Origin of the sequence: Sorangium sp. So ce295, assembly GCF_051527405.1 — a bacterium.
Classification (GTDB): Bacteria; Myxococcota_A; Polyangia; order Polyangiales; family Polyangiaceae; genus Sorangium; species Sorangium cellulosum_B.
Genome location: NZ_CP150324.1, coordinates 6,755,346 through 6,776,002, shown reverse-complemented (window position 1 = coordinate 6,776,002; position 20,657 = coordinate 6,755,346). Strand labels below are relative to the sequence as shown.

19 protein-coding genes are annotated in these 20,657 nt (G+C 71.6%); 3 read left to right on the top strand and 16 right to left on the bottom strand.

What is annotated here, in order from left to right; all coding sequences use genetic code 11:
• Window positions 1–90 precede the first annotated feature (90 nt).
• From WMF11_RS25640 to WMF11_RS25585, 12 genes are all read right to left on the bottom strand, one after another.
• Window positions 91–429, bottom strand: a complete 339-nt coding sequence (locus tag WMF11_RS25640; protein ID WP_437910914.1) for a cytochrome C oxidase subunit IV family protein — start codon at window positions 427–429, stop codon at window positions 91–93.
• Window positions 430–444: 15 nt separating this feature from the next.
• On the bottom strand, window positions 445–1,110 hold the full coding sequence (locus WMF11_RS25635; protein ID WP_437979259.1) for a cytochrome c oxidase subunit 3: 666 nt from the start codon (window positions 1,108–1,110) through the stop codon (window positions 445–447).
• Window positions 1,085–2,743 carry a cytochrome c oxidase subunit I gene (locus tag WMF11_RS25630; protein ID WP_437910913.1) on the bottom strand — a complete coding sequence of 553 codons (1,659 nt, stop codon included), beginning with the start codon at window positions 2,741–2,743 and terminating at the stop codon, window positions 1,085–1,087. Before WMF11_RS25630 ends, WMF11_RS25635 begins: the two co-directional genes overlap by 26 nt.
• The gene (gene coxB, locus WMF11_RS25625) at window positions 2,740–3,831 is read right to left on the bottom strand and encodes a cytochrome c oxidase subunit II (protein WP_437979258.1); all 1,092 of its coding nucleotides are present in this window, start codon (window positions 3,829–3,831) and stop codon (window positions 2,740–2,742) included. Before coxB ends, WMF11_RS25630 begins: the two co-directional genes overlap by 4 nt.
• Window positions 3,828–4,664: an SCO family protein gene (locus tag WMF11_RS25620; protein ID WP_437979257.1), complete on the bottom strand. Its 837-nt coding sequence runs from the start codon at window positions 4,662–4,664 to the stop codon at window positions 3,828–3,830. The genes coxB and WMF11_RS25620 overlap by 4 nt, the downstream gene beginning before the upstream one ends.
• Window positions 4,664–5,056, bottom strand: coding sequence for a hypothetical protein (locus tag WMF11_RS25615; protein ID WP_437979256.1), 393 nt, complete (start codon window positions 5,054–5,056; stop codon window positions 4,664–4,666). The genes WMF11_RS25620 and WMF11_RS25615 overlap by 1 nt, the downstream gene beginning before the upstream one ends.
• Complete coding sequence (locus WMF11_RS25610; protein WP_437979255.1) at window positions 5,053–6,240, bottom strand: hypothetical protein; 1,188 nt, start codon at window positions 6,238–6,240, stop codon at window positions 5,053–5,055. Before WMF11_RS25610 ends, WMF11_RS25615 begins: the two co-directional genes overlap by 4 nt.
• Window positions 6,237–6,869: a c-type cytochrome gene (locus WMF11_RS25605; RefSeq protein ID WP_437979254.1), complete on the bottom strand. Its 633-nt coding sequence runs from the start codon at window positions 6,867–6,869 to the stop codon at window positions 6,237–6,239. Before WMF11_RS25605 ends, WMF11_RS25610 begins: the two co-directional genes overlap by 4 nt.
• Window positions 6,866–7,399, bottom strand: a complete 534-nt coding sequence (locus WMF11_RS25600; protein ID WP_437910907.1) for a DUF3341 domain-containing protein — start codon at window positions 7,397–7,399, stop codon at window positions 6,866–6,868. Before WMF11_RS25600 ends, WMF11_RS25605 begins: the two co-directional genes overlap by 4 nt.
• 1 nt (window position 7,400) lies before the next feature.
• Window positions 7,401–8,747, bottom strand: coding sequence for an NrfD/PsrC family molybdoenzyme membrane anchor subunit (gene nrfD, locus WMF11_RS25595; protein WP_437979253.1), 1,347 nt, complete (start codon window positions 8,745–8,747; stop codon window positions 7,401–7,403).
• Window positions 8,744–11,773, bottom strand: coding sequence for a TAT-variant-translocated molybdopterin oxidoreductase (locus WMF11_RS25590; RefSeq protein ID WP_437979252.1), 3,030 nt, complete (start codon window positions 11,771–11,773; stop codon window positions 8,744–8,746). Before WMF11_RS25590 ends, nrfD begins: the two co-directional genes overlap by 4 nt.
• Window positions 11,774–11,928: 155 nt before the next feature.
• Complete coding sequence (locus WMF11_RS25585) at window positions 11,929–12,579, bottom strand: cytochrome c3 family protein (protein WP_437910904.1); 651 nt, start codon at window positions 12,577–12,579, stop codon at window positions 11,929–11,931.
• A gap of 253 nt (window positions 12,580–12,832) precedes the next feature.
• On the opposite strand from WMF11_RS25585, the gene WMF11_RS25580 reads away from it, so the two are divergent.
• The gene (locus WMF11_RS25580) at window positions 12,833–14,308 is read left to right on the top strand and encodes a PQQ-dependent sugar dehydrogenase (RefSeq protein WP_437979251.1); all 1,476 of its coding nucleotides are present in this window, start codon (window positions 12,833–12,835) and stop codon (window positions 14,306–14,308) included.
• A gap of 95 nt (window positions 14,309–14,403) precedes the next feature.
• Here the strand turns inward: WMF11_RS25580 and WMF11_RS25575 are convergent, their stop codons facing one another.
• The gene (locus WMF11_RS25575) at window positions 14,404–15,513 is read right to left on the bottom strand and encodes a hypothetical protein (protein ID WP_437910902.1); all 1,110 of its coding nucleotides are present in this window, start codon (window positions 15,511–15,513) and stop codon (window positions 14,404–14,406) included.
• Window positions 15,514–15,523: 10 nt separating this feature from the next.
• Window positions 15,524–17,005, bottom strand: coding sequence for a serine/threonine-protein kinase (locus tag WMF11_RS25570; protein ID WP_437979250.1), 1,482 nt, complete (start codon window positions 17,003–17,005; stop codon window positions 15,524–15,526).
• A 367-nt stretch (window positions 17,006–17,372) separates the two neighbouring features.
• Between WMF11_RS25570 and WMF11_RS25565 the strand changes: the two genes are divergently transcribed.
• On the top strand, window positions 17,373–17,996 hold the full coding sequence (locus WMF11_RS25565; protein ID WP_437979249.1) for a TetR/AcrR family transcriptional regulator: 624 nt from the start codon (window positions 17,373–17,375) through the stop codon (window positions 17,994–17,996).
• Window positions 17,997–18,006: 10 nt separating this feature from the next.
• Here WMF11_RS25565 and gcvA read toward each other — a convergent pair whose 3' ends face one another.
• The gene (gene gcvA / locus WMF11_RS25560) at window positions 18,007–18,942 is read right to left on the bottom strand and encodes a transcriptional regulator GcvA (RefSeq protein ID WP_437979248.1); all 936 of its coding nucleotides are present in this window, start codon (window positions 18,940–18,942) and stop codon (window positions 18,007–18,009) included.
• A 69-nt stretch (window positions 18,943–19,011) separates the two neighbouring features.
• Between gcvA and WMF11_RS25555 the strand changes: the two genes are divergently transcribed.
• On the top strand, window positions 19,012–19,662 hold the full coding sequence (locus WMF11_RS25555; protein WP_437979247.1) for a glutathione S-transferase family protein: 651 nt from the start codon (window positions 19,012–19,014) through the stop codon (window positions 19,660–19,662).
• Between the two features lie 162 nt (window positions 19,663–19,824).
• Here WMF11_RS25555 and WMF11_RS25550 read toward each other — a convergent pair whose 3' ends face one another.
• Window positions 19,825–20,343: a hypothetical protein gene (locus WMF11_RS25550; protein WP_437979246.1), complete on the bottom strand. Its 519-nt coding sequence runs from the start codon at window positions 20,341–20,343 to the stop codon at window positions 19,825–19,827.
• Window positions 20,344–20,657 lie beyond the last annotated feature (314 nt).

The window sequence follows — 20,657 nt, the reverse complement described above, 5'->3', positions numbered from 1 at the left end:
CGCGCCCTCCGACGACAGCGCGGCTCCCGCGCCTACGGCCCGCGCCGGCGGGCGCGCTCGCGCGATGGACGGATCATCGGGACGCAGCCGTCATCGGGGCGCGGCCGTGGCCCCGGGCAGCGGCGATGGCGGGATCGGCCTGCGCGTGATCGTCTCGCGGCTCGTCACGTCGCTGAGCATCAGCGTGAGCAGCAGGCCGAGCAGGAGCGCCGCCACGATCATCGGGAGCGCGTTCGCGAAGCGCTGCTCGATGAGGTGCATGAAGAAGAGCAGCACGAGCACCGTCTTCACCGTGGCGATGAGCAGCGCCGCGACGACATCGGCCTGGCCGAGGTGGGCCAGCGAGAGGAGGTACGAGGCCAGCGTGAGCCCCATCAGGAGGAGCCAGACGATGACGTAGGTCCGCGAGGAGAGGTGCTTGACGGTCATGGGCGCAACGTCCCGTTAGCGGTGCATCAGGTAGAGCATCGGCCAGAGGAATATCCAGATCACGTCGACGAGGTGCCAGTAGAGCCCGCCGAGCTCGACGTGCGTCTCGTTGCCCGCGCCGTACCGGCGCCGGAAGCACCCCCACGCGAGCCAGCCGAGGACCACGAGCCCCGCGGTCACGTGGATCGCGTGGAGCCCGGTCGTCAGGTAATAGAGCGTGAAGAACATCTTCGCGCCGGCATACGGGAGCTCCTCGAAGCGGTAGCCGGCGCCGGGGAAGATCCCCTCGTGGAAGTGCGCCGCGTACTCGACGCCCTTCAGCACGAGGAAGGCGAGGCCGAGCGCGATCGCGCCGAGCAGGAGGCGGCCGGCCCTCGCCGGCCGGTCGAGGCGCACGGCGTAGACGCTCAGCGCGACGAGCAGGCTGCTCGTCAGGAGGATCCCTGTGTTGGCCGTCCCGATGACGGCGTTGTTGTGCGCGATCCCGGCGGTGAACTCGGCGCCGAAGACCGCGCGGTAGGCGGCGTACAGGCCGAAGAGCCCGCCGAAGAGCAGGACCTCGCTGGCGAGGAAGATCCACATGCCGAAGTGCGCGGCGTGGGTCTGCTTCTCGAGGTCCTCGAACTGCATGGCCAGCCGCGCCGGGGCGAGCGGCTCAGCGGGCGGGTGAGACTCGGGCATGGGCCTCCTCGTCGGTCAGGTGGTAATCGTACGGGCCGCGATCGACGACCGGCGTCACGGGGAAGTTGTGCTCCGGCGGGATGGGCGGCGTCATCCACTCGTAGCTCCGGGACCTCCATGGATTGGCGGTGGCGCGCGCCCCCCAGCGCAGGGCGACAAGGAGGTTCACCAGCGCGAGCAGGAGCGCGCCCGAGAGCAGGAAGGCCCCGCCGGTCGAGAGCACGTTGAGCCACTGGTACTGCTCCGGGTAGCTGTAATAGCGGCGCGGCATCCCGGCGTTGCCCGCCAGGAACTGGGGGAGGAACGTCAGGATGAACCCAAGGAACACCCCGAACGACGTGAGCAGCCCCATCGACTCGGAGTAGGTCCGGCCGAACATCTTGGGGAACCAGTAGTGCGCCGCCGCGAGGAACGCGGTGAGCGTTCCGCCCACCATGATGAAATGGAAGTGGGCGACGACGAAGTACGTGTCGTGCCAGTGGACGTCGAGCGACTGCGTGGCCACGGCGACGCCCGTCATGCCGCCGAAGACGAAGAGGAACAGGAACCAGAAGAAATAGAGCATCGGGGTGTTGAACTGGATGGACCCCTTGTGCAGCGTCGCCACCCAGGTGAACACCTTGATCGCGGAGAAGATCGCGACGAACATCGAGAGCGCGCCGAAGATCCCGGCGTCGAGCTCGCTGATCCCGGCCACGAACATGTGGTGCCCCCACCCCGTGAACCCGATGAACGCGATGCCGAGCGACGAGAGGGCGATCGCCCAGTAGGACGCCGGCTGCCGCTGCGCGAAGGTGCAGACCACCTCGCTGATGACCCCGAGCGCCGGGAGCACCATGATGTAAACCGCCGGGTGGGAGTAGAACCAGAACAGGTGCTGGAACAGCACGGGGTCTCCGCCCAGCGTCGGGTCGAAGATGCCGAAATGGTAGATGTGGTCTATCCCGACGAGCAGGATCGTCAGGCCGAGGACGGGCGTCGCGAGCAGCATGATGATGCTCGTGCTGTAGATGGCCCACACGAAGAGCGGCACGCGTCCCCAGCCGATCCCGCGGGCGCGCATCGTGTGCGTCGTGGCGATGAAGTTCACCGCCGTCATGATCGACGAGGCGCCGAGGATGAAGATGCCGATCACGACCGGCAGGACGCCCGCGGGCGTCGTCGTGCTGTACGGCGGGTAGAACGTCCAGCCGGTGTCGGCGCCCCCGGCGATCGTCGCCCCCAGCGTGATGACGGCGCCGATCGCGTAGACGTAGAGGCTCGCCAGGTTGAGGCGCGGGAAGGCGAGATCCTTGGCGCCGATCATGAGCGGGAGGGCGAAGTTCCCGAAGATGTTCGGGATCGACGGGATCATGAAGAGCCACACCATGACCACGCCGTGGAGCGTGAACATGCGGTTGTAGGTCGCCGCGCTGATCACGGTGGGCCCGGGGGTCAGGAGCTCGGTCCGGAGGACCAGCGCGAAGGCGCCGCCGAGCATGAGCATCGGCACGATCAGCGCGTAGAACATGAGCCCGATGCGCTTGTGATCGGTCGTGAGCAGCCACGAGCGCACGCCCGCGCGGGCGCGCAGATAGTCGGCGTCGTGCGCGCCGTGGATGGGCGCGGTCCCCTCGATCTCGTGGGCTGTCATGGCGTCACCCCCTCCGGCGCCGCGGCGCCCGTGTCGCTGACCCCGCCGTCCCACGGCACGACGGCGCCGCGCGGCACGTCGCGGATCGATTTCATGAGCTCGATGATCGCCGCGACGTCGGGCGGCGTGATCTGTCCCCGGAAAGACGGCATGACCGGCGTGAACCCGCGGTGCACCGCGGCGAGCGGATCCATGATGGACTCCGTGATGTAGGCCTCGTCCGCGACGCGCTCGCCGCCGCCGTCGAGCGGCACGACCGAGCGGTAGAGCCCGGCCCAGGTCGGGCCGACGTGCTGTGTTCCGTCGAGGGTGTGGCAGCGGAGGCAGCCGTGCTTCGCGGCGGCGTGCTCGCCGCGGCTCGGCATCGTCGGCTCCGCCTCGGCGAGCTCGTTCTCCGCCTCGGCGGCGGCCTCCTGCGCGAACGCCGGGGCGCTCGCCACCCCGCCCGCGAGCCAGCGCTCGTAGTCGGCCGGGTCGAGCGCGATCACCTGGCCGCGCATCTCCGAGTGGCTCGTGCCGCAGAACTCCGTGCAGAGGATGGGGTACGCGCCGGGCTCGGTCGCCTCGAACCAGACCGTCGTGTACCGGCCCGGGAGGACGTCCTGCTTGATGCGGAACGCGGGCACGTAGAAGCTGTGGATGACGTCGCGCGACGTCATGATGAGCCGGACCGGCCTCCGCGCGGGGACATAGAGCACCGAGATCTCGCTGTCTCCCCCCGGATAGGCGAACTTCCACATCCACTGCTTGGCCGTGACATAGACGTCGAGCGCGTCCTCCGGCGGCGTGCGCAGGTCGACGAACTGGCGCGTGCCGATGGTCCAGAACGTGAGGAACACGAAGCCCAGGCCGAAGAGCGACACCGTCTCCAGGAAGAGCGCGGGCCGCGCGAAGACCCCGGGGTGCGGCCGAGGCGTGTCCTCCAGCCGGCGGCGATAGCGGATCAGGAAATACCCGCCGATGAGCGTGATGAGGGCGGCGCCGCCCATCGTCACGGAGATGACGAAGTAGTGCAGCCCATCGATCTCGCGGGCGAGCGAGGAGCGCTGCTCGGGCAGGAAGAGCAGCTGGCGCAGGAGCTCGTTCATCGCGCGCGCCCCTCTCCCCTGCGCCGCCGCCCTTGCCAGCCGAAGAAGGCGATCACCGCGGCGGCCCACGCCAGGATGGCGGCCCCGCCGAGCCGCAGGAAGCCGGCCACGTACGGGCCGTAGCGGCGGCTCGCGGGGTCGTAGCGATAACACGTCATGAGGACGCGCTCGAGGGGGGTGCCGATCTGACCGCGGCTCGCCTCGAGGAGCGCGAGGCGGAGATCGAGGGGGGAGAACTCGATGCCATAGAGGACCCGTGAGATGCGGCCGTCCGGCGTGAGGACGAAGATGGCGGCGGGGTGCGCGTATTGCTCCGTCTGCGGGTCGTACCCGAACCGGAAGCCGAGATCGCCCGCGAGCGCGCGGATCTCGGGCAGCGCGCCGGTCAGGAAGGGCCAGGTCTCGCGCGTCGGCGCGCCGGCCATGCCCAGGGCCGACAGCGCGGAGGTCCTCTTCCGCGCCGCGGACGCCGGGGTGTCCCGCGGATCGAAGCTCACCGTGAGCGCGCGGTAGTGCTCTCCCAGCCGGTAATCGAGCTTTGCCATGCCGGTGACCAGGCCGCGCAGCACGAGGCCGCAGAGCGTCGGGCAGCGGTAATAGGCGAGGACGAGGACGACCGGCCGGCGCCCGTCGAAGTGCTCGGAGAGCGGCGCGCGCCGCCCATCCATGTCGGTGAAGGGGAGCGTCGTGTCGATGGCGTTCCCGAGGCGCTCGTCGATGTCGGCCTCCCGCGCGGCGGGCGGGAGCAATGGCCGATCCGCGGCGGCCGTGAGCGGCACGCCCGTGAACACGAGCGCGAGGAGCGCCGTGGTGGACAGGTGTTGCATCCTCATCAGCGGCTCTCCTCCACGACGAGATTCATCGCGTCCTCGATCGGGATCTGCACGAGCCCGCGCTCGCGGTCGGCCCAGCCGAAGCGCCCGAGCTCCTCGCGCTTCCGGTGGTTCAGCGCCGTGCCAATGCCCTCCTCGCCCATGGCCTCGCGCCGGAAGATCCGTTGATCCACCCCGGCCACCTCGCCGCGCGGCAGCGAGATCTCCTGGGAGCGCTCGGCGCTCCTCCCCGAGGGGCGGAGCTCCGCCTCGCGCCCGTGCAGGAGCATCCAGGACCAGAGGCCCAGGACGACGAAGATCACGACGACGGCGAACGCGACGGCGAGGATCGTCTTCCAGGGGACGACATCCTCTTCCTGGCGCACGTCGGGACGGCGGTAGTGGGACGTCATATGCTCTCGTAGCGGAGGGCGGCCGGCAGCGCCGGGTCGTTGACGGGGACGAGCGGCCTGCCGCGCACCCGCAGCGCGGCGAACGCGACGCACGGGCCGATCACGGCGAGGAGCGCCGCCACGTCGAGCCAGTGGAACGGCGCGCGAGCGCCCGGGACCTCGGGCGCGACGAGCCAGTGCATGTCGAGGTAATGCGCGACGAAGATCCAGGCGGCGACGGCCGACAGCCAGGCTGGGCGCCGCTTGATCCCGTAGTTGAGCAGGATCGCGAAGGGGATCACGAACCGCGCGAGCACGAGCACGAGGGACGCGATCGCCCACGGGCCGTGGGCGCGGAGCACGTAGAACTCCGCCTCTTCAGGCTTGTCCGCGATCCAGATCAGCATGAACTGGAAGAACGCGGCGTAGGCCCAGAAGATGGTGAACGCGAGGAGCAGCCGGCCGAGCGCGTAGTAGTGCGACGCGCTCAGCCCGGGCAGGAGCCCGGCGCGCTCGGCGGCGAACGCCAGCACCGTGAGCAGCGCTATCGCGGCGACGAAGCCGCCGGCGAACACATAGACGGGGAACATCGTCGACACCCACGTCGGCGCGAGGGACATGAGCCAGTCGAAGGCCGCGAACGAGAGCGTGAGCCCGACGAGCGGGAGGCCGGCGACGCTGATCACGCGGAGGCGCCGGCTGTCGGCGAGCGCCGGGGTCGCGTCGCCCTGGATCGAGCCGCGCCGGAGCAGGGCGCCGAAGACGATCCACACCGTGAAGTAGATCCCCGTCCTCACGAGGAAGAAGGGGAGGTTCAGGTAAGGCGTCTTGTGGAGCACGATGGCTCGAACGTGCTCGTCGCCGATCGACTCGGGGTGGAGCCACTCCCCGTAGAGCGCGCCGAGGCCGAACAGGAGCGGGACGAACAGCGCGCAGAGCAGCGGTAGCGCCCCGACGATCGCCTCCGCGAGGCGGCGGACGGCCACTGGCCATGTCGCGGCCATGGCGTGGCAGATCATGAGAAAGAGGAGCGCCCCGACCGCCGTGGTCACGGCGAAGGCGTAGGCCGCGAGGTACGCGTAGAAGAGCCGCTCCCGGTCCACGAACGCCCCGATGACGAGGAGGAGGGCGCCGAGGAGCGCGAGGCCGAGGGACCGCGTCACGATCGCGCGGCCGCCTCGGAAGACGGGGAATCGCCGGTTCACGGGAGCTCCTTCCGGGCGCGCTCGCGGAGGGGTGGGGGGAGCGCGTCGAGCGCGGTGGCGCGGCTCTTCCCGAGTGCCTTCACATAGGCCACGATCGCCCAGCGCTCCCTGAGCGGGACGTGCGGCTCGTACGAGCGCATGAGCCCGTAGCCCTCGACGATGACCTGGTAGATGCGCCCGGGCGGGAACGCCTGGACGCGCGGGTCGACGAGCGACGGCGGGCGCCGCAGCGTCATGTTGCGCGCGACCTCCGACTCGCCATCTCCGGCGACCCCGTGGCAGGCGGCGCAGAAGATCTCGTAGCGATCCTTCCCGCGCCGGAGCAGCTCGATCGTCACCGTGACCGGGACGCGCGCCACGTACGCTCCGCCCGCGATCCCGCGGGTGAGCCCGGGATCGCCGAGCACGCGATCGGTCGGTACGGTGCCCTCGGGCGGGCGGCGCATGGCCGAGCCGTCGTCGAAGAGCTCTGTCTCCTGGTAGGCCGTGTAGCGCCGCTGGCGGAGCATGCGCTCGAGATCCAAGAGGTCCGCCTCGCCGGGCTCGGCGTCGGCCGAGGTCACCGGCGTGCAGGAGAGGCACAGCGCCGCGGCCAGGCAGGAGAGCGAGAGGGGCAGTCCGCGCGTCATGATCGCTCCTTCCCGGCCCAGGCCACGGTGAGGGCGCCGAGATCGGTGAGATCGCGCTCGGTGATGGGGCTGATGAGCGCCGGGTCGCGGGCGTCGATGCCGATCCAGAACCGATCGAGGGAGGCGCGCTCGAACCCGGGCACGTCGAACACCGGGTGCGAGAGCTCGGGCAGCCGCGCGAGGACGAGCAGGATGACGAACCCCGAGAGGGCGGCCGAGAGCACCATCATCTCGAAGGTGATCGGGATGAACGCAGGGGCCGCGTGCGCCGGCCGCCCGCCCACGTTGAGCGGGTAGTCGAACGCGTTGCAATACCACTGGACGAGGTAGCCTCCCGCGGTGCCCGCGAGCGCGAAGGGCAGGACGAGCCAGGTGAGCGGCGAGCGGCGGAACCCGAGCGCCTGCTCGAGGCCGTGGATCGGGTACGGCGTGAACGCGTCGAGGCGCCGGTATCCGCGGCTCCTGAGCTCCGCGATCGCCTGGAGCAGCGCCTCGGGCGTCTCGAACTCGGCGAGCAGACCTCTCCTCATCTCAGTGCTTCTCCTTGTGGCGGAGCTCGTGGTTCAGCTCCTTGACCTCGGCCACCGGCACGAACGGGAAGAGGCGGAGGAAGATCAGGAAGAGGAGCAGGAAGAAGCTGATCGTCCCGGCGAACATCGAGATATCGACCCACGTCGGGCGGTAGGCGTGCCAGGCCGACGGGAGGAACTCGCGCTGCAGCGACAGGACGATGATCACGAACCGCTCGGACCACATCCCGACGTTCACGAGGATCGAGATGATCCAGAGAAGGATCATGTTCCTCCGGACCTTCGGGAACCACAGGAGCTGGGGCACGAGCACGTTGCAGATCATCTGCGCCCAGAAGACCGCGGCGTTCGGCCCCGTGGGGCGCGCGACGAAGAACTGGTAGATCTCGACCTCCGACGCGCTGTACCAGGCGGCGAAGAGCTCGATGATGTACGAGTAGATGACGATCCAGGCGGTGACGAGCGTCATCTTGCTCAGGTTGTCGATGTGCCTCTGGGTGACGACGCTCCCGAGGTGGAAGATCCGACGCGCCGGGATGAGCAGCGTCAGCACCATCGCGAAGCCGGAGAAGATGGCCCCGGCGACGAAGAACGGGGGGAAGATCGTCGCGTGCCAGCCCGGGACGAGCGCCATGGCGAAATCGGTGCTCACGATCGAGTGCACCGAGAGCACGAGCGGCGTCGCGAGCCCGGCGAGCAGCCCGTAGAGGAGCCGGTAGTGGCGGTGCGCGGACGCGGAGCCGCGCCAGCCGAGCGACAGGACACCGTAGATGATCCGGCGGCGGCGGTCGGGGGCCCGGTCGCGGAGCGACGCGAAGTCGGGGAGGAGCCCGACGTACCAGAACACGAGAGAGACCGTGAAGTACGTGAAGATGGCCGCCGCGTCCCACGGCAGCGCGCTCTTGAACTGGGGCCAGGTCCCCAGCGTCGAGGGGTAGGGGACGAGCCAGTAGGCGAACCATGGCCGGCCGAGGTGCAGGAGCGGGTAGAGGCCGGCCTGCATGACGGCGAAGAGCGTCATCGCCTCGGCGAACCGGTTGATGCTCGTGCGCCAGCGCTGCTCGAGGAGGAGCAGGATCGCGGAGATGAACGTCCCCGCGTGGCCGATGCCGACCCAGAACACGAAGTTGATGATCCCGAACGCCCAGCCCACCGGGATGTTGTTGCCCCAGACCCCGATGCCGGTGGTGATGGTGTAGAGGACGGAGATCGCGAGCAGGACCGTCCCGGCGCCGGTGAGGGTGAACGCCGCCCACCACAGCCTGGATCGCGGCTTCCAGACGACCGACAGGAGCTCTTCGGAGAGCGCCTCGTCGGTGGGTCGCCCGAGGAGGAGAGGCTCCGTCACGGCTCTTCGATCTCCGGGTTCTTGTTGTTGACGCGCGCGAGGTACATGGTCCTCGGCCGGGTGCCCTGGTCGTGCAGCACCGCGTAGCTCCGCGGCTCGCCCCGCCACGCCACCATCGCCGTCTCTTCGTGCGTGAGAGAGCCGAACTGGATCGCCTGCGTCGGACAGGCCTGCTGGCACGCGGTGACGACCTCTCCCGGGCGGATCGGGCGGTCTTCCACCCGCGCGGCGATCTCCGCGCGGCGGATCCGCTGGACGCAGTACGTGCACTTCTCCATGACGCCGCGCTCCCGCACGGTCACGTCGGGGTTGCGCTGGAGCCTCGAGAGCCCGGTGTTGAACGCGCGGAGCTCGCCGTAGTCGAACCAGTTGAAGCGGCGGACCTTGTACGGGCAGTTGTTCGAGCAGAACCGCGTCCCGACGCAGCGGTTGTAGGTCATCTCGTTGAGCCCGTCGGGGCTGTGCGTCGTCGCGTTCACGGGGCACACGTACTCGCACGGCGCCTTCTCGCAGTGCTGGCACATCATGGGCTGATGGACGACGGCCGTGTCGCGCGGGTCGCTCGATACGTACGAGTCGATGCGGAGCCAGTGCATCTCACGGCTGTTCAGGACCTCCTCCTTGCCCACCACGGGGACGTTGTTCTCGGCCTGGCACGCGACGACGCACGCGCTGCAGCCGGTGCAGATCGTGAGATCGATCGTCATGGCCCATTGCTCCTTCAGCGGCGTCCCAGGCGCGGCCACCGCGGGCATGAGGGACGGCTGCGGCCCCTTCAGCGCTTCCGTGAAGCCGGGGTGCTCGCGGTAGACGGTAAGGGGGACCGAGAGCGCGACAGGGCGCCCCTCCAGGCGAAAGTGCGTCTGCGTCCTGGCGAGCTTGTGCTTCTGGTCGGGCCGCTTCGTCACCGAGACGCCCGCCGCGAAGAACGGCGTGGCCGCGGCGCGGAGCCGGTACGCGTCGGACCCCACCCCGGCGGCGATCGACTCGGCGCCGCTCCGCCCGTAACCGAGCGTGAGCGATACCGTCCTGTCGGCGTGCCCCGGCGCGACGAGGACAGGTATCGATATCTTCCGCCCCCCGAGCTCGAGATCGACGACATCCTCGCTCTCGACGCCGAGCGCCTTCGCCGTCTCCGGGCTGACCAGCGCTGCGTTGTCCCAGGTGAGCTTGGTGACGGGATCCGGCAGCTCGAGCAACCACGGGTTGTTGGCGAACCGGCCGTCATAGACGCTCGCGTCGACCGAGAAGGCGACCTCGATGGCCTCCGCCGGCGGCGGGGCCGCCGCCGCGAGCTGCGCGAGCCCTGCGATCACGCCGTCGAGCCGCAGCGAGGCGTTTTCGCGCGGGGCGGCGGTGCCCTCGACGAGTCCGCGCCGGAGCGCGTCCTCCCAGAACGCGTCGAAATCGGCGCCGCCGCGGCGCGCGGCCCACGCGTCGCGCAGGAGCTCTCGCGCGCTCCTCGGGGGCTCGCCCGCGAACACCGCCAGCACCTCGGAGGCCGTCTTGCCCTGGAAGAGCGGCTCGATGAGCGGCTGGACCAGCGAGGTCGTGCCGTCGTACGCGCGCGCGTCCCCCCAGGCCTCGAGATCGTGCGCGGCGGGCACGAACCAGTCGCAGCCGGCGGCGGTCTCGTCCTCGTAGAGGCCGAGGTAGACGCGGCTCGGGACGGAGCGGAGCAGCGCCGCGAGCTCGAGATCCGCGGGCGCCGTGTACACCACGTTGTTCTCGAGGAGCACGAGCGTATCGACGGCGCCGCGGCGGATCTCCTCGGCGAGCGCCGTGAGGTCCTGCTCGGCGGCGCCGGCCGTGATCAAGGTCCCCGCGGTGGTCCACGCCGCGCGGTCGTTGCGGAGCGCCGCGTTCATGAGGTGGGCGAGCGCGTGCACCCCGGGAGGCTGCCGCTCCCCCGCGACGACGACGCTCGCCAGGCCGCCGCGCGCGAGGTCGCGCGCGAGCGCCCGGGCGAAGCGCCTCTCCGCCTCGCTGACCCGCGCCCGGAGCGGCTCGAGCGCGCCGAGCGCCTGGGGAGGGATGAACCCCGGCCGCGCGCCCTCGGTGAGGAGCAGCTCGGCGGCGATCGCCGCGGCGATCGCCGGCACGTCGCTCGGCCGCTTGCGCAGGCGGTGATCGGCGATGCTCCCCGTCGAGGTCAGCCCGGGCTCGATCACATAGAGACGGTTCATGGTGCCCGTCGGCGAGCCGAGGCGCCTTCGCTCGGCGAACTGGCGCGCATACCGCGCGTGGAAAGGCATCGACGCGAGGAAGTCGGCGTCGAGCGCGAGGATCACGTCCGCCGTCCGGAAGTCGTACTGCGCCTGGAGCGGGGCGCCGAAGGCGAGCTCGGCCCCGCGCGCCGGGTGCGCCGACCTCGCGGGCGCGTGGAACGTGAACCGGGCGGCCGGATAGCGCGCCTGGACGCGGCCGATGAGGTCGAGGACGAGCGGAGAGCCGGTGGGACGAAGGACGAACCGGAGCCCGGCGCCGCCGTCGCTCCGCGCGCCCCCGAACTGCTGGACGAACGCCTGCCACGTCGCCGGGTCGTGGCCGCGCCGCGCCGCGCGCGCGCGGTGCTGATCGTACAGGCCGAGCACCGACGCCTGCTCGTAGGCGCCGGTGGAGCCGAGGCTCGCCGGGTGCTCCGGGTTGCCCTCGATCTTCGTCGGCCTCCCTTCGTGGCTCTCGACGAGGACGCCCGTGGCGAACCCGTCGAGATCGAGGCTGGTGGCGTAATACCGGAGGACGCCCGGCGTCACCTCGGGCGGCGTCGTCACGTAAGGGACGATCTTGTCCGCTGCCCTCGATCTGCACCCGGACACGCCGGCGAGCGCCATGCTCGCGCCGAGGAGCTTGAGCCAGCTCCGCCGGCTCACCGCGACGGGCTCGCCGCCGCCGCCCGGGAGCTCCCGCGCCGCGGCCTCGCGGAGCTCCGGTGACTCGAGGAGCTCCGCCAGGCTGCGCCAGTACGCCTTACCGGTCTTGCCGTCGAGCGCGGGGCTCCACGGGGTCTGTCTCTGATCAGCCATCGTCCCTCTTCAGGTCATCGGTGGATCGGCGCCGCCGCCGTGGCGGCGCTCCGCTGCTCGCCGCCTGTTGGCCTTCTGTCTCGCGTGCTCTCGCAGGCTCCCTTTGTGTCTCGCGTGGATCCCTCGTTGGCCTCTCGCGTTGCGCCTGCGCGCGCTCACCTGTGGCAGGTCGAGCAGTGGACGAGGCTCCGCGCGCCGACCTCCTGCGCGATCTGCCGGCCGATCCGCTCCGCGTCGGGGCCGGGGTCCCAGTCCATGTCCACGATCGCGGAGAGCGGGCGGAGGTGACGCTCCGGCGACCTGTGGCAGTCGAGGCACCAGCCCATCGTCATCGGCGTCGCCTGGCGGACGTCGGGCATCTGGTCCACGCGGCCGTGGCACGTCACGCAGCCGACGCCCTTGTTCACGTGGATCGCGTGGTTGAAAAAGACGAAGTCGGGCACGTCGGTGACGCGGTTCCAGACGATCGGCGTGCCCGAGAAATAGCTGTTCCGGACGAGCTCGAGCTTGGGGCTCTGATTCCAGACCTGGCTGTGACAGCCCATGCACAGCGCCGTCGACGGCATGCCCGCCGTGGCCGTCTGCTCGACCGTGTGATGGCAGAACCGGCAATCGATGGCGTCGTCCTGCACGTGGTGCCTGTGGTCGAACTGCACCGGCTGCTGCACGGGCAGGTGCCGCCCGGTGTTCCAGTCCGAGCGCACGTAGATCATCGGCGCTGACACGGCCGCCGCGCCGCCGAGGAAGACGGCGGCGATGGCGAGTCGGAAAGCGGTGTTGCTCCAGCGCGGAAAAACGGATGCCATGCTCTCGTGTGCTCGGCCTCGCTCGAAGTGCGGCGATGGGGCCAGCTCCATCGATATCGATGCGTGGATCGCGGGGCTCGTTTCGCGATCTCGCCACGCCCCGAACGCCGGCGCAGGCGCGTCAGGGGGGCCCGCAGCGGCGCCGTCCGGCGTGCGCGCGCGGCGTGCGCCCTCGAACGCGCGCGGGGCGTGCGGGCGCCTCCAACACCGGATCTTCGCCGCCCTGAGCTTCGATCTACGATATCGTCAAGCCATGAGGCCGTCGAGCTCAGCCCTGTCGCCCCTTCCGCTCATCGCGCTTTCTCTGGCGGCCGAGCTCGCGTTCATCGCCTGCTCGCGCGAGGCGTCGATCTCTCCGCTGCCGCCCGGCACGACCGGCGGGGCCTCGTCGGCCGCAGCCGGCGGAGCGGGCGCGAGTGGAGATGGCGGCAACGGGGCTGGCGCGAGCGGCGGTGGCGGCAGCGGGGTGGGCGGCAGCGCCGCTGGCGGCGGCGGGGCTGGCGCGAGCGGCGCTGGCGGCAGCGGGGTGGGCGGCAGCGCCGCTGGCGGCGGCGGGGCTGGCGGGAGCGGCGGTGGTGAGCCCGCGGCGGGATTCAGCTGCGCGCCGCCGAGCGAGGACGAGGGCGCGCTGAAGCTCACGACGCTCGTCTCCGGCCTCGATCACCCGCTCCTCGTGAAATCCGCGCCGGGCGACCCCACGCGGCTCTTCATCCTGACGCAGCCTGGCCAGATCCTCGTCCTCGACGATGGAGCGACGGAGCCCAAGGTGTTTCTCGATATCCGGGATCGCGTCCTGTTCAATGACAACAACGAGCGCGGCCTCCTCGGGCTCGCCTTCCACCCCGATTACGAGGACACCGGTCGCTTCTTCGTCCACTACACGGACGAGGCGACGGGCGGCAACGCGCGTGTGGTCGAGTTCGCGCGGGGAGAGCGACCGGACGTGGCCAGTCCAGACCCGGTGGCCATGTACCTCGAGGTCGTGGATCTGCATCGAAACCACAACGGCGGTTCTCTCGAGTTCAGCCCGATCGACGGCTTCCTCTATCTCGGGCTAGGCGATGGCGGGGACAACAACGACGCGGGCCCCAACCATGCGGACATCGGCAACGGCCAGGCGCTCACGACCCTGCTCGGGAAGATCCTTCGCCTCGACGTCTCGACACACCCGTACAGCATCCCGGAAGGGAACATGACGGGCGAAGGCGTCCTGCCCGAGATCTGGGACTATGGCTTGCGGAACCCGTACCGCTTCAGCTTCGACGCGTGCACGGGCGATCTCTACATCGCGGACGTCGGTAACCGCCTCTGGGAAGAGATCAACATCGAGCCGGCCGGGCAGGGACGGAAGAACTACGGCTGGCGCCGGATGGAGGGCGCGCACTGCTTCATCCCCGCGGAGAGCTGCGATCTCGAGGGGACCATCACGCTCCCTGCCGTCGAGTACGGCCACGCCGGGCGGGTCATCGAGGATTGCTCGGTCACCGGCGGCTACGTCTACCGGGGCAGCGAGATCCCGTGGCTCCGGGGGAGCTACTTCTACGGCGATTACTGCAGCGGCAGGGTCTGGACGCTCACCTATGAGGCCGGGGTGGCCTCCGCGCCCGTCGACCGAACGGACGACCTCGGATCGTTCGGCTTCAGCATCGCCAGCTTCGGGCAGGACGGCGCCGGCAGGGTCTACGTCGTCGATCTCGGCGGCACCGTGTACCGGATCGATTCGGAATGAGCGCTCACGGCGCCGCTCGCCGCGCGCCGCGGCGGCGCACCGCCGCGGCGGCGCACCGCCGCGCGCGCCGGGCCGGCGCAGCGCCGCGCCGGCGCTCACATGGACCAGCGGAGCCCGGCGTAGCGCGGGCCGATGACGAGCTCGGGCGGCGGCGCCGGCGTGGAGGCAGCCTGCTTTTCGGGCTGCACCGGCACCTTGCGGCCCCCGATGATGGCGAGCGGGATGCCGACGCCGGCGAGGACGAGCCCGCCGACGACGAGCCCGACCCCGGCGCCTTCCGAGCCGTCCTCCTCGTAGCCCGCGTCGTCGGCGAACGGGTCGCTGGAGTCGTACTCGCAGCCGTCGCCGGAGCACGAGGGGGTGGAGGCGATCACCAGGCCCCCTCCGAGGAGGGCGATGGTGCCGAGGCTCGTCAGGACGATGCCGGTGACCATCATCCCCTTGCTGCGGCGCTTGGTCAGCGGCGCAGCCGGGGGCGCCGGCGCGTGCGCGGCGACCGGCGCGAACGGGGCGCCGCTCGCTCGCGGCGCGGCGGGGCCGCTCGGCGGGGGCGCGGCGGCGCCCGCAGGCGCGGCGGGGCCGCTCGGCGGGAGCGCGGCGTCGCGCGCCGGCGCGCCCGCGGGCAGCGGCGGGATGGCCAGCGTCTCCGAGGCGCCCGCCCGGGTGAGCTCCATGGATCTCGCGAACGGCGCTCGGCCGGCGGCGGAGGCCTCGACCGTGTGCTTCCCGGGATCCACGGGCACCGGCGTGCCCCACTGCGCGCGCCCCACGAGGGCGCCGTCGCGCTTCACCTGGAGGTCGGCCGGGGAGTCGGCCGGCGCCGTGATCGTCAGCCGGATGAGCCGCGGCTCGAGCGCGGCGGCGCGCTGCCGCGCGACCTTCTCGCGCTCCACCTGGCCGGCGGCCCTCGACGCGCCGGCCACCTCGAGGAACATCGACCACGCGCTCGCCGTCCGGCCGAGCTGCTCGTAGCAGGCCGCGAGGTTGAACTGCGTGCCGATCCCCGGGTCGAGCCGCTGGCTCTCCTCGAGCTTGGGGCACGCGTCGGCGTATTTGCCCTGGGCCATCAGCTGCTTGGCCGCGTCGAACAGGGCCTGCGCGGCCGCCGTGTCGGCCCTCGCGTCGCGGCCGCCCGAGAGGAGGGCGGCAAGGAACATCGCGAGCGCCAGCAGGCGCCCGAGGTGCTTCACGGGCAGGCTCGTCATGGTGGTGTCCTCACTTGCGATCGTCGAACAGGTTGCCGCCGGGCGGCGCAGCGGCCGGGGCGGCGGGCGGCCGGGTGGCCGGAGCCTGCGTGGCGGCCGGGGGTCGTGGTGCGGCGCTCGGCCGGCGCGGCGCCGCGGGCTTGCCGCTGGCCGGCGCCGCGGGGGGCGCAGGGGGGATCTCGGCCGGGCCCGGCGCCGCCGTGCGGTCGTCCACCGGCGCGGGGGCCTCGGCGCCGCCGGGCGTGACGGTCGGCGAGAGCGACGCGGGCGCGGTCGCCGGCTGTGCCGCGGCGTCCGCCGGCGACCGCGCCGCCGACGCGCTGGCGGCCGGCTCGCTCGCCGCGCCGTCGCCGCGCGAGCGGGACGTCAGGAACGCGAAGACCGCGAGCGCGGCGATCAGCGACACGAAGGCGCCGGCCGCGACGGCGAGCCCCACCGGCCGCTTCCGCGGCACGACCGTCCCGCTCCACGTCGGCGAGGTGTTCAGCGACGTGTTCACCACGGTCGGCGAGGTGGTCACCCCGCTCGCCGAAGGGAGCTCCGGCCGCGGGGGCCCCGAGCTCCGCGAGATCCCGCTGATCCGGTCGACCGAGAGCCGGGCCCGCCCGGTCGCGAACGGCGCGAGCGCCTCGGCCAGCTCCCCGACGTGGCGGAACCGCTGCTCCGGCAGCTTCTCCAGGCACCTGCGGATCACCGCCTCGAGCGCCGGGGGCACGTCGGAGCGGAACGCGGCGAGGGGGCTCGGGATCCCCTGCATGATGGCCACGCAGAGCTGCGGCATCGTCGCGCCGTCGAACGGCGGCGCGCCGGTGAGCAGCTCGAACAGGATGACGCCGAGCGACCAGATGTCGGTGCGCGCGTCGACGTCGCGCGAGGACTTGAGCTGCTCGGGCGACATGTAGAGCGGCGACCCCATGATGGCCTTCGTGTCGGTGATCCGCGGGTCGGAGCCGCCGGTCGCCACCTTCGAGATCCCGAAGTCGAGCACCTTCACGCACGGGGAGCTGTCCGCGCGCCGGGTGAGGAACAGGTTCGCCGGCTTGAGGTCGCGGTGGATGATGCCCGCGGCGTGCGCCTCGGCGAGCGCCTCGCAGGCCTGGAGGACGTACTCGACGGCCGCCTGCGGGGTCATCGGCCCGCCCGCGCGGAGCGCGTCGGCGAGGTCGCTGCCCGACAGGTACTCCATCACCATGTACGGCGTGCCGGAGTCGAGCGTCCCGACGTCGGTCACGCGCGCCACGTGCTCGCTCTTGACCTTCACCGCGGCGCGCGCCTCGCGCACGAAGCGCTCGGCGAGCGTGCGCGACTTCGCAGCCTCGGGCAGGAGCAGCTTGATCGCGACCCGCTCCTCCAGCTGGAGGTGGGTGGCGGCGACGACGACGCCCATCCCGCCGGCGCCGATCACCCGCTCGACGCGGTACTTCTCGGCGATGACCTGCCCCGGTCGCACCAGCCCTTCGGCTTCGTCGTGTGTCGGCGCGGTGCTCGTCATGGCTCGGTCCCCTCGCACGCCGGACCGCGGATCCCGTGAACAGCGCGATCTTCGCGAAAAATCCGGTGCAAAGCCAGCCCACGATAGCCGCCGGGCGTACGGCGATCAATCTCGGGGCTGGGCCCCGTCGCGCGGGCGCGGCCCGCGCGCCGTCGGGTTCGTGCGCCATCGCCAGCGGCCAGCGCGCCCCCGCGCCCATGCCAGCGCGCCGCCACACCCGCGCCAGCGCGCCGCGCCCGCGCCCGTGCCCGTGCCCGCGCCCGTGCCCGCGCCCGTGCCCGCGCGCCGTGGCGTCCCCGTGGTCCCTGCCGGCCGCCCGCCAGGACGCTTCCCCCGGCCGTGAATCCGGGAGAACATCGCTCACCTCATGGAGCACGGTTACCCCGGCGGCGCCACTGAGCGGCGCCAGCGGATCCTCGAGGCGACAGAGCGGCTCCTCCGCCGGTACGGGCCTGCCAAGACAACCGTCGCCGATATCGCGCGCGAGGCCGAGATCGCGGTCGGCGCCGTGTACCTGGAGTTCGCCTCGAAGGACGCCATCGTCGAGGAGCTCTCCCAGGGCGAGCACCGCGCCGTCATGGCCGCGATGCGCGCCGCCGCGGCCGGGGACGACGTGCCCTTTTGCGACCGGCTCCGGGCGGTGTTCGACGCCCGCGCGCGCGCTTTCCTGGCGCTCGCCGGCTCGGGCGCGCACGCGTGCGATCTCGTGCATTGCCAGAGCCGCGCCGTGAAGGCCGCCCACGCCCGCTTCCTCGACGAGGAGCGCGCGCTCCTCCGCGATCTCGTCGCGCGCGGCGCCGGCGCCGGCGAGCTCGACGCCGCCGACCCCGAGCTCACCGCGCGCGCCCTCCTGCGCGCCTATGCGAGCTTCGCTCCTCCGTGGCTGTTCCAGGGCTCCCGCGAAGAGGTCGAGGCGATGCTGTCCGCGGTCCACCGGATCGTCCTTTACGGCCTCGTCGGCCGCGGGCCCGCCCGCGAGCCGGGGGGCTGACGCCGCGCCGTCAGCCTCCGGGCCTGCGCAGGCTCGCGGCCTCGGATACGACCCAGTCCCTGAAGGCGGCAACCGGCTTTCGCCGCAGGCTCGCGCGCGTGCTCACGAGGTAGTAAGCGAGGCCCGTCGGCAGCGCCGGGAGCCTGGGAAAGAGCAGCACCAGGCGGCCGAGATCGAGCTCGGCGGCCGCGAGCGACCAGCGCGCGAGCGCCACCCCCTGACCGCGCACCGCCGCGTCCACCAGCATCGACGAGTCGGTGAGCTGGCTCTGGCGCACCCGCGCTGGCAGGCGGCGCGAGCGCTCGCGAAACCAGCGGCCCCAGGCGTCGGGGTGGTCGTCCCCGAGCAACACCTCGTGGCTCAGGTCCTCGACGCGCCAGCGAGCGCGTTTGCTCGCGACGCTCGGCGCGGCGGCCACGATCAGGGCGTCGTCCGCCAGCTTGACGGTGATCAGGCCCGGGTAGCCGCCGAGGCCATAACGGATGCCGATGTCCACCGGCTCTCTCGCGAGATCGATGAGGCGTTCGGTGGCGGAGATGCGCACGTCGACCTCCGGGTGGCTCACAAGGAACTGCCCGAGCCGCGGCACGAGCCAGCGCGCCCCGAACGACGGCGTGACGCTGACCGACACGGCGGGCCGCGCGTCCGCGGCGGGCCGCCGCAGGCGGGCGTTCGCCTCGCGCAGCCTGGCGAACACGACGCCCAGCTCCGCGGCCCAGCGCTCGCCGTCCTCCGTCAAGCTGATGCCGTGCGGCGAGCGCCGAAACAGCGCCGTCTCCAGCGTGTCCTCGAGGGCGCGGATCTGGTGGCTGACGGCGGCCTGGGTCACGCCCAGCTCGCGCGCCGCGCGGGTGACGCTCGCATGGCGCGCCGCGGCCTCGAACGCCTGAAGGGCGGTGAGCGACGGCAGCGGCGGAGGGGGATCCCCCGGGGCAGGGCTGGTCATGAGAATTTCTCATGTACCATGGAAAACATTCGTTCGCTCGTCCAGGCGCGCCGCGGTATTCCGGGATTCATGAAGCTCTACCGACTCCGATACAGCCCCTTCGCCCGCAAAGTTCAGATGCTGCTCGACCTCCTGGGCCGCCCGTACGAGCTGGTCGAGGTGCCGTACGATGATCGCGACGCGCTGGCCCGCGTGACCGGCGGCTACATCTACGTGCCGGTGCTGGTCGGCGACGACGGCCGGGTGACGGTCGAGTCGCGGCGGATCTGCGAGCTCCTGCTCGAGGACCCTGCCGCCCGGCGCTTGACGTTGGATGTCCTCGAGGGCCCGGTCTGGGCCTACGCGGACTTCTGCGACGGACCGCTGGAGGACGTGCTCTTCCGAATCGCGTCGCCGCGCATCCGCGACGCGTGGGAGCGGCCGGGTCAGCGCGCCCTGTACACGCTGATCAAGGAGCGCAAGTTCGGCGCTGGCTGTATCGAGCAGTGGGAGCGCGACACCCCGGCGCTGCTCGAGCGCGCGAAGACCCTGCTCGCGCCGACCGTCCGGACGCTGAAGCGATCGCCGTTCGTGTTCGGCGAGGCCCCGAGCCTCGCGGACGCGGCGCTTTACGGCAACCTGGCGATGTTGTTCGAAGCGGATCGGGCGCTGCCCGGAGCGCTGGCGGCGGAGCTGCCGGGGTACATGTCCCGGCTCGAGCGGCTCATCCCGTCGCGCTGAGCCTGGGCTCCCCCGCCGCGCTCATTGCCCCGCTTCGTAGAGTTCACCAGTCCGGCGATCAGGAGTCGGGCTGTGGGGTAGGAGTGCGCGCAACTCTACGAGGCTCACGATGCGGCGCGCTTCGAGCTCAGGGCTCTGCGCCCCCGGGGAGCGCCCCGCGGCTCAGGTGCAGACGCCCTCGACGCACGCGTTGCCGCCCGGGCAGTCGCAGTCCGCCTCGCAGGAGATGGCCGGCTCCGGCGGGGGCGCGCAATAGCCGTCTTCGCAGGACTCGCCCTCGGCGCAATCGCACGAGGCCGCGCACGGCGTCTTGCAGATCCCCTCGACGCACGCGTCGCCGCTCGGGCAGTCGCACGCCGCCTCGCACGCGATCGGTCCCCCTGGGGAGCTCCCGCCCGCGCCGCCGCTGCTCGCGCTGCTCTCGCCGCCGCTGCCAGCGGTGCTCTCGCTGCCGCTGCTGGCGCTGCTCTCGCCGCCGCTGCTAGCGCCTTCCTCACCGTCGTCGTCATCCGTGTCCTCGTCATAATCCGGGCGCTCGAAGTCGGGACCGTCGGGCGCGTCGATACAGTCGTCGTCCCAGTCGCAGTCCTCGCCAGTCTCGATGTAACAACCGACCGTCGTCATCGAGAAGAAGGACAAAGAGAGACCGAGACCCCACTCGAAGGCCGTGCGCATGCTCATGTGTCATCACTCCTGATCAGCGATGGATCCAGGGCAGCGGCGCGGCTCGTCGGCGCGGCGCCCTCTGCCCACTCGGAGCTGCGTGCCCGCTGCCACGCGATCCGTTCAACGGGTCGTGCGCCTGCGCACGATCTCGACGGTCGCCGGTCCGGAGCTCGCGGGCGGGGGGGTGGACCCCGGCGGTCGATCGCGCTCCCTGGCCGTCGATTTCAGCCGTCCGGACCCCGGTGGTCGATTTTGCCGACCGGGGTTGAACGTTCCGGACCCCTCCGGGCACGAAACCGACGCGCCGACCATGAACGCTCTTCTCCACG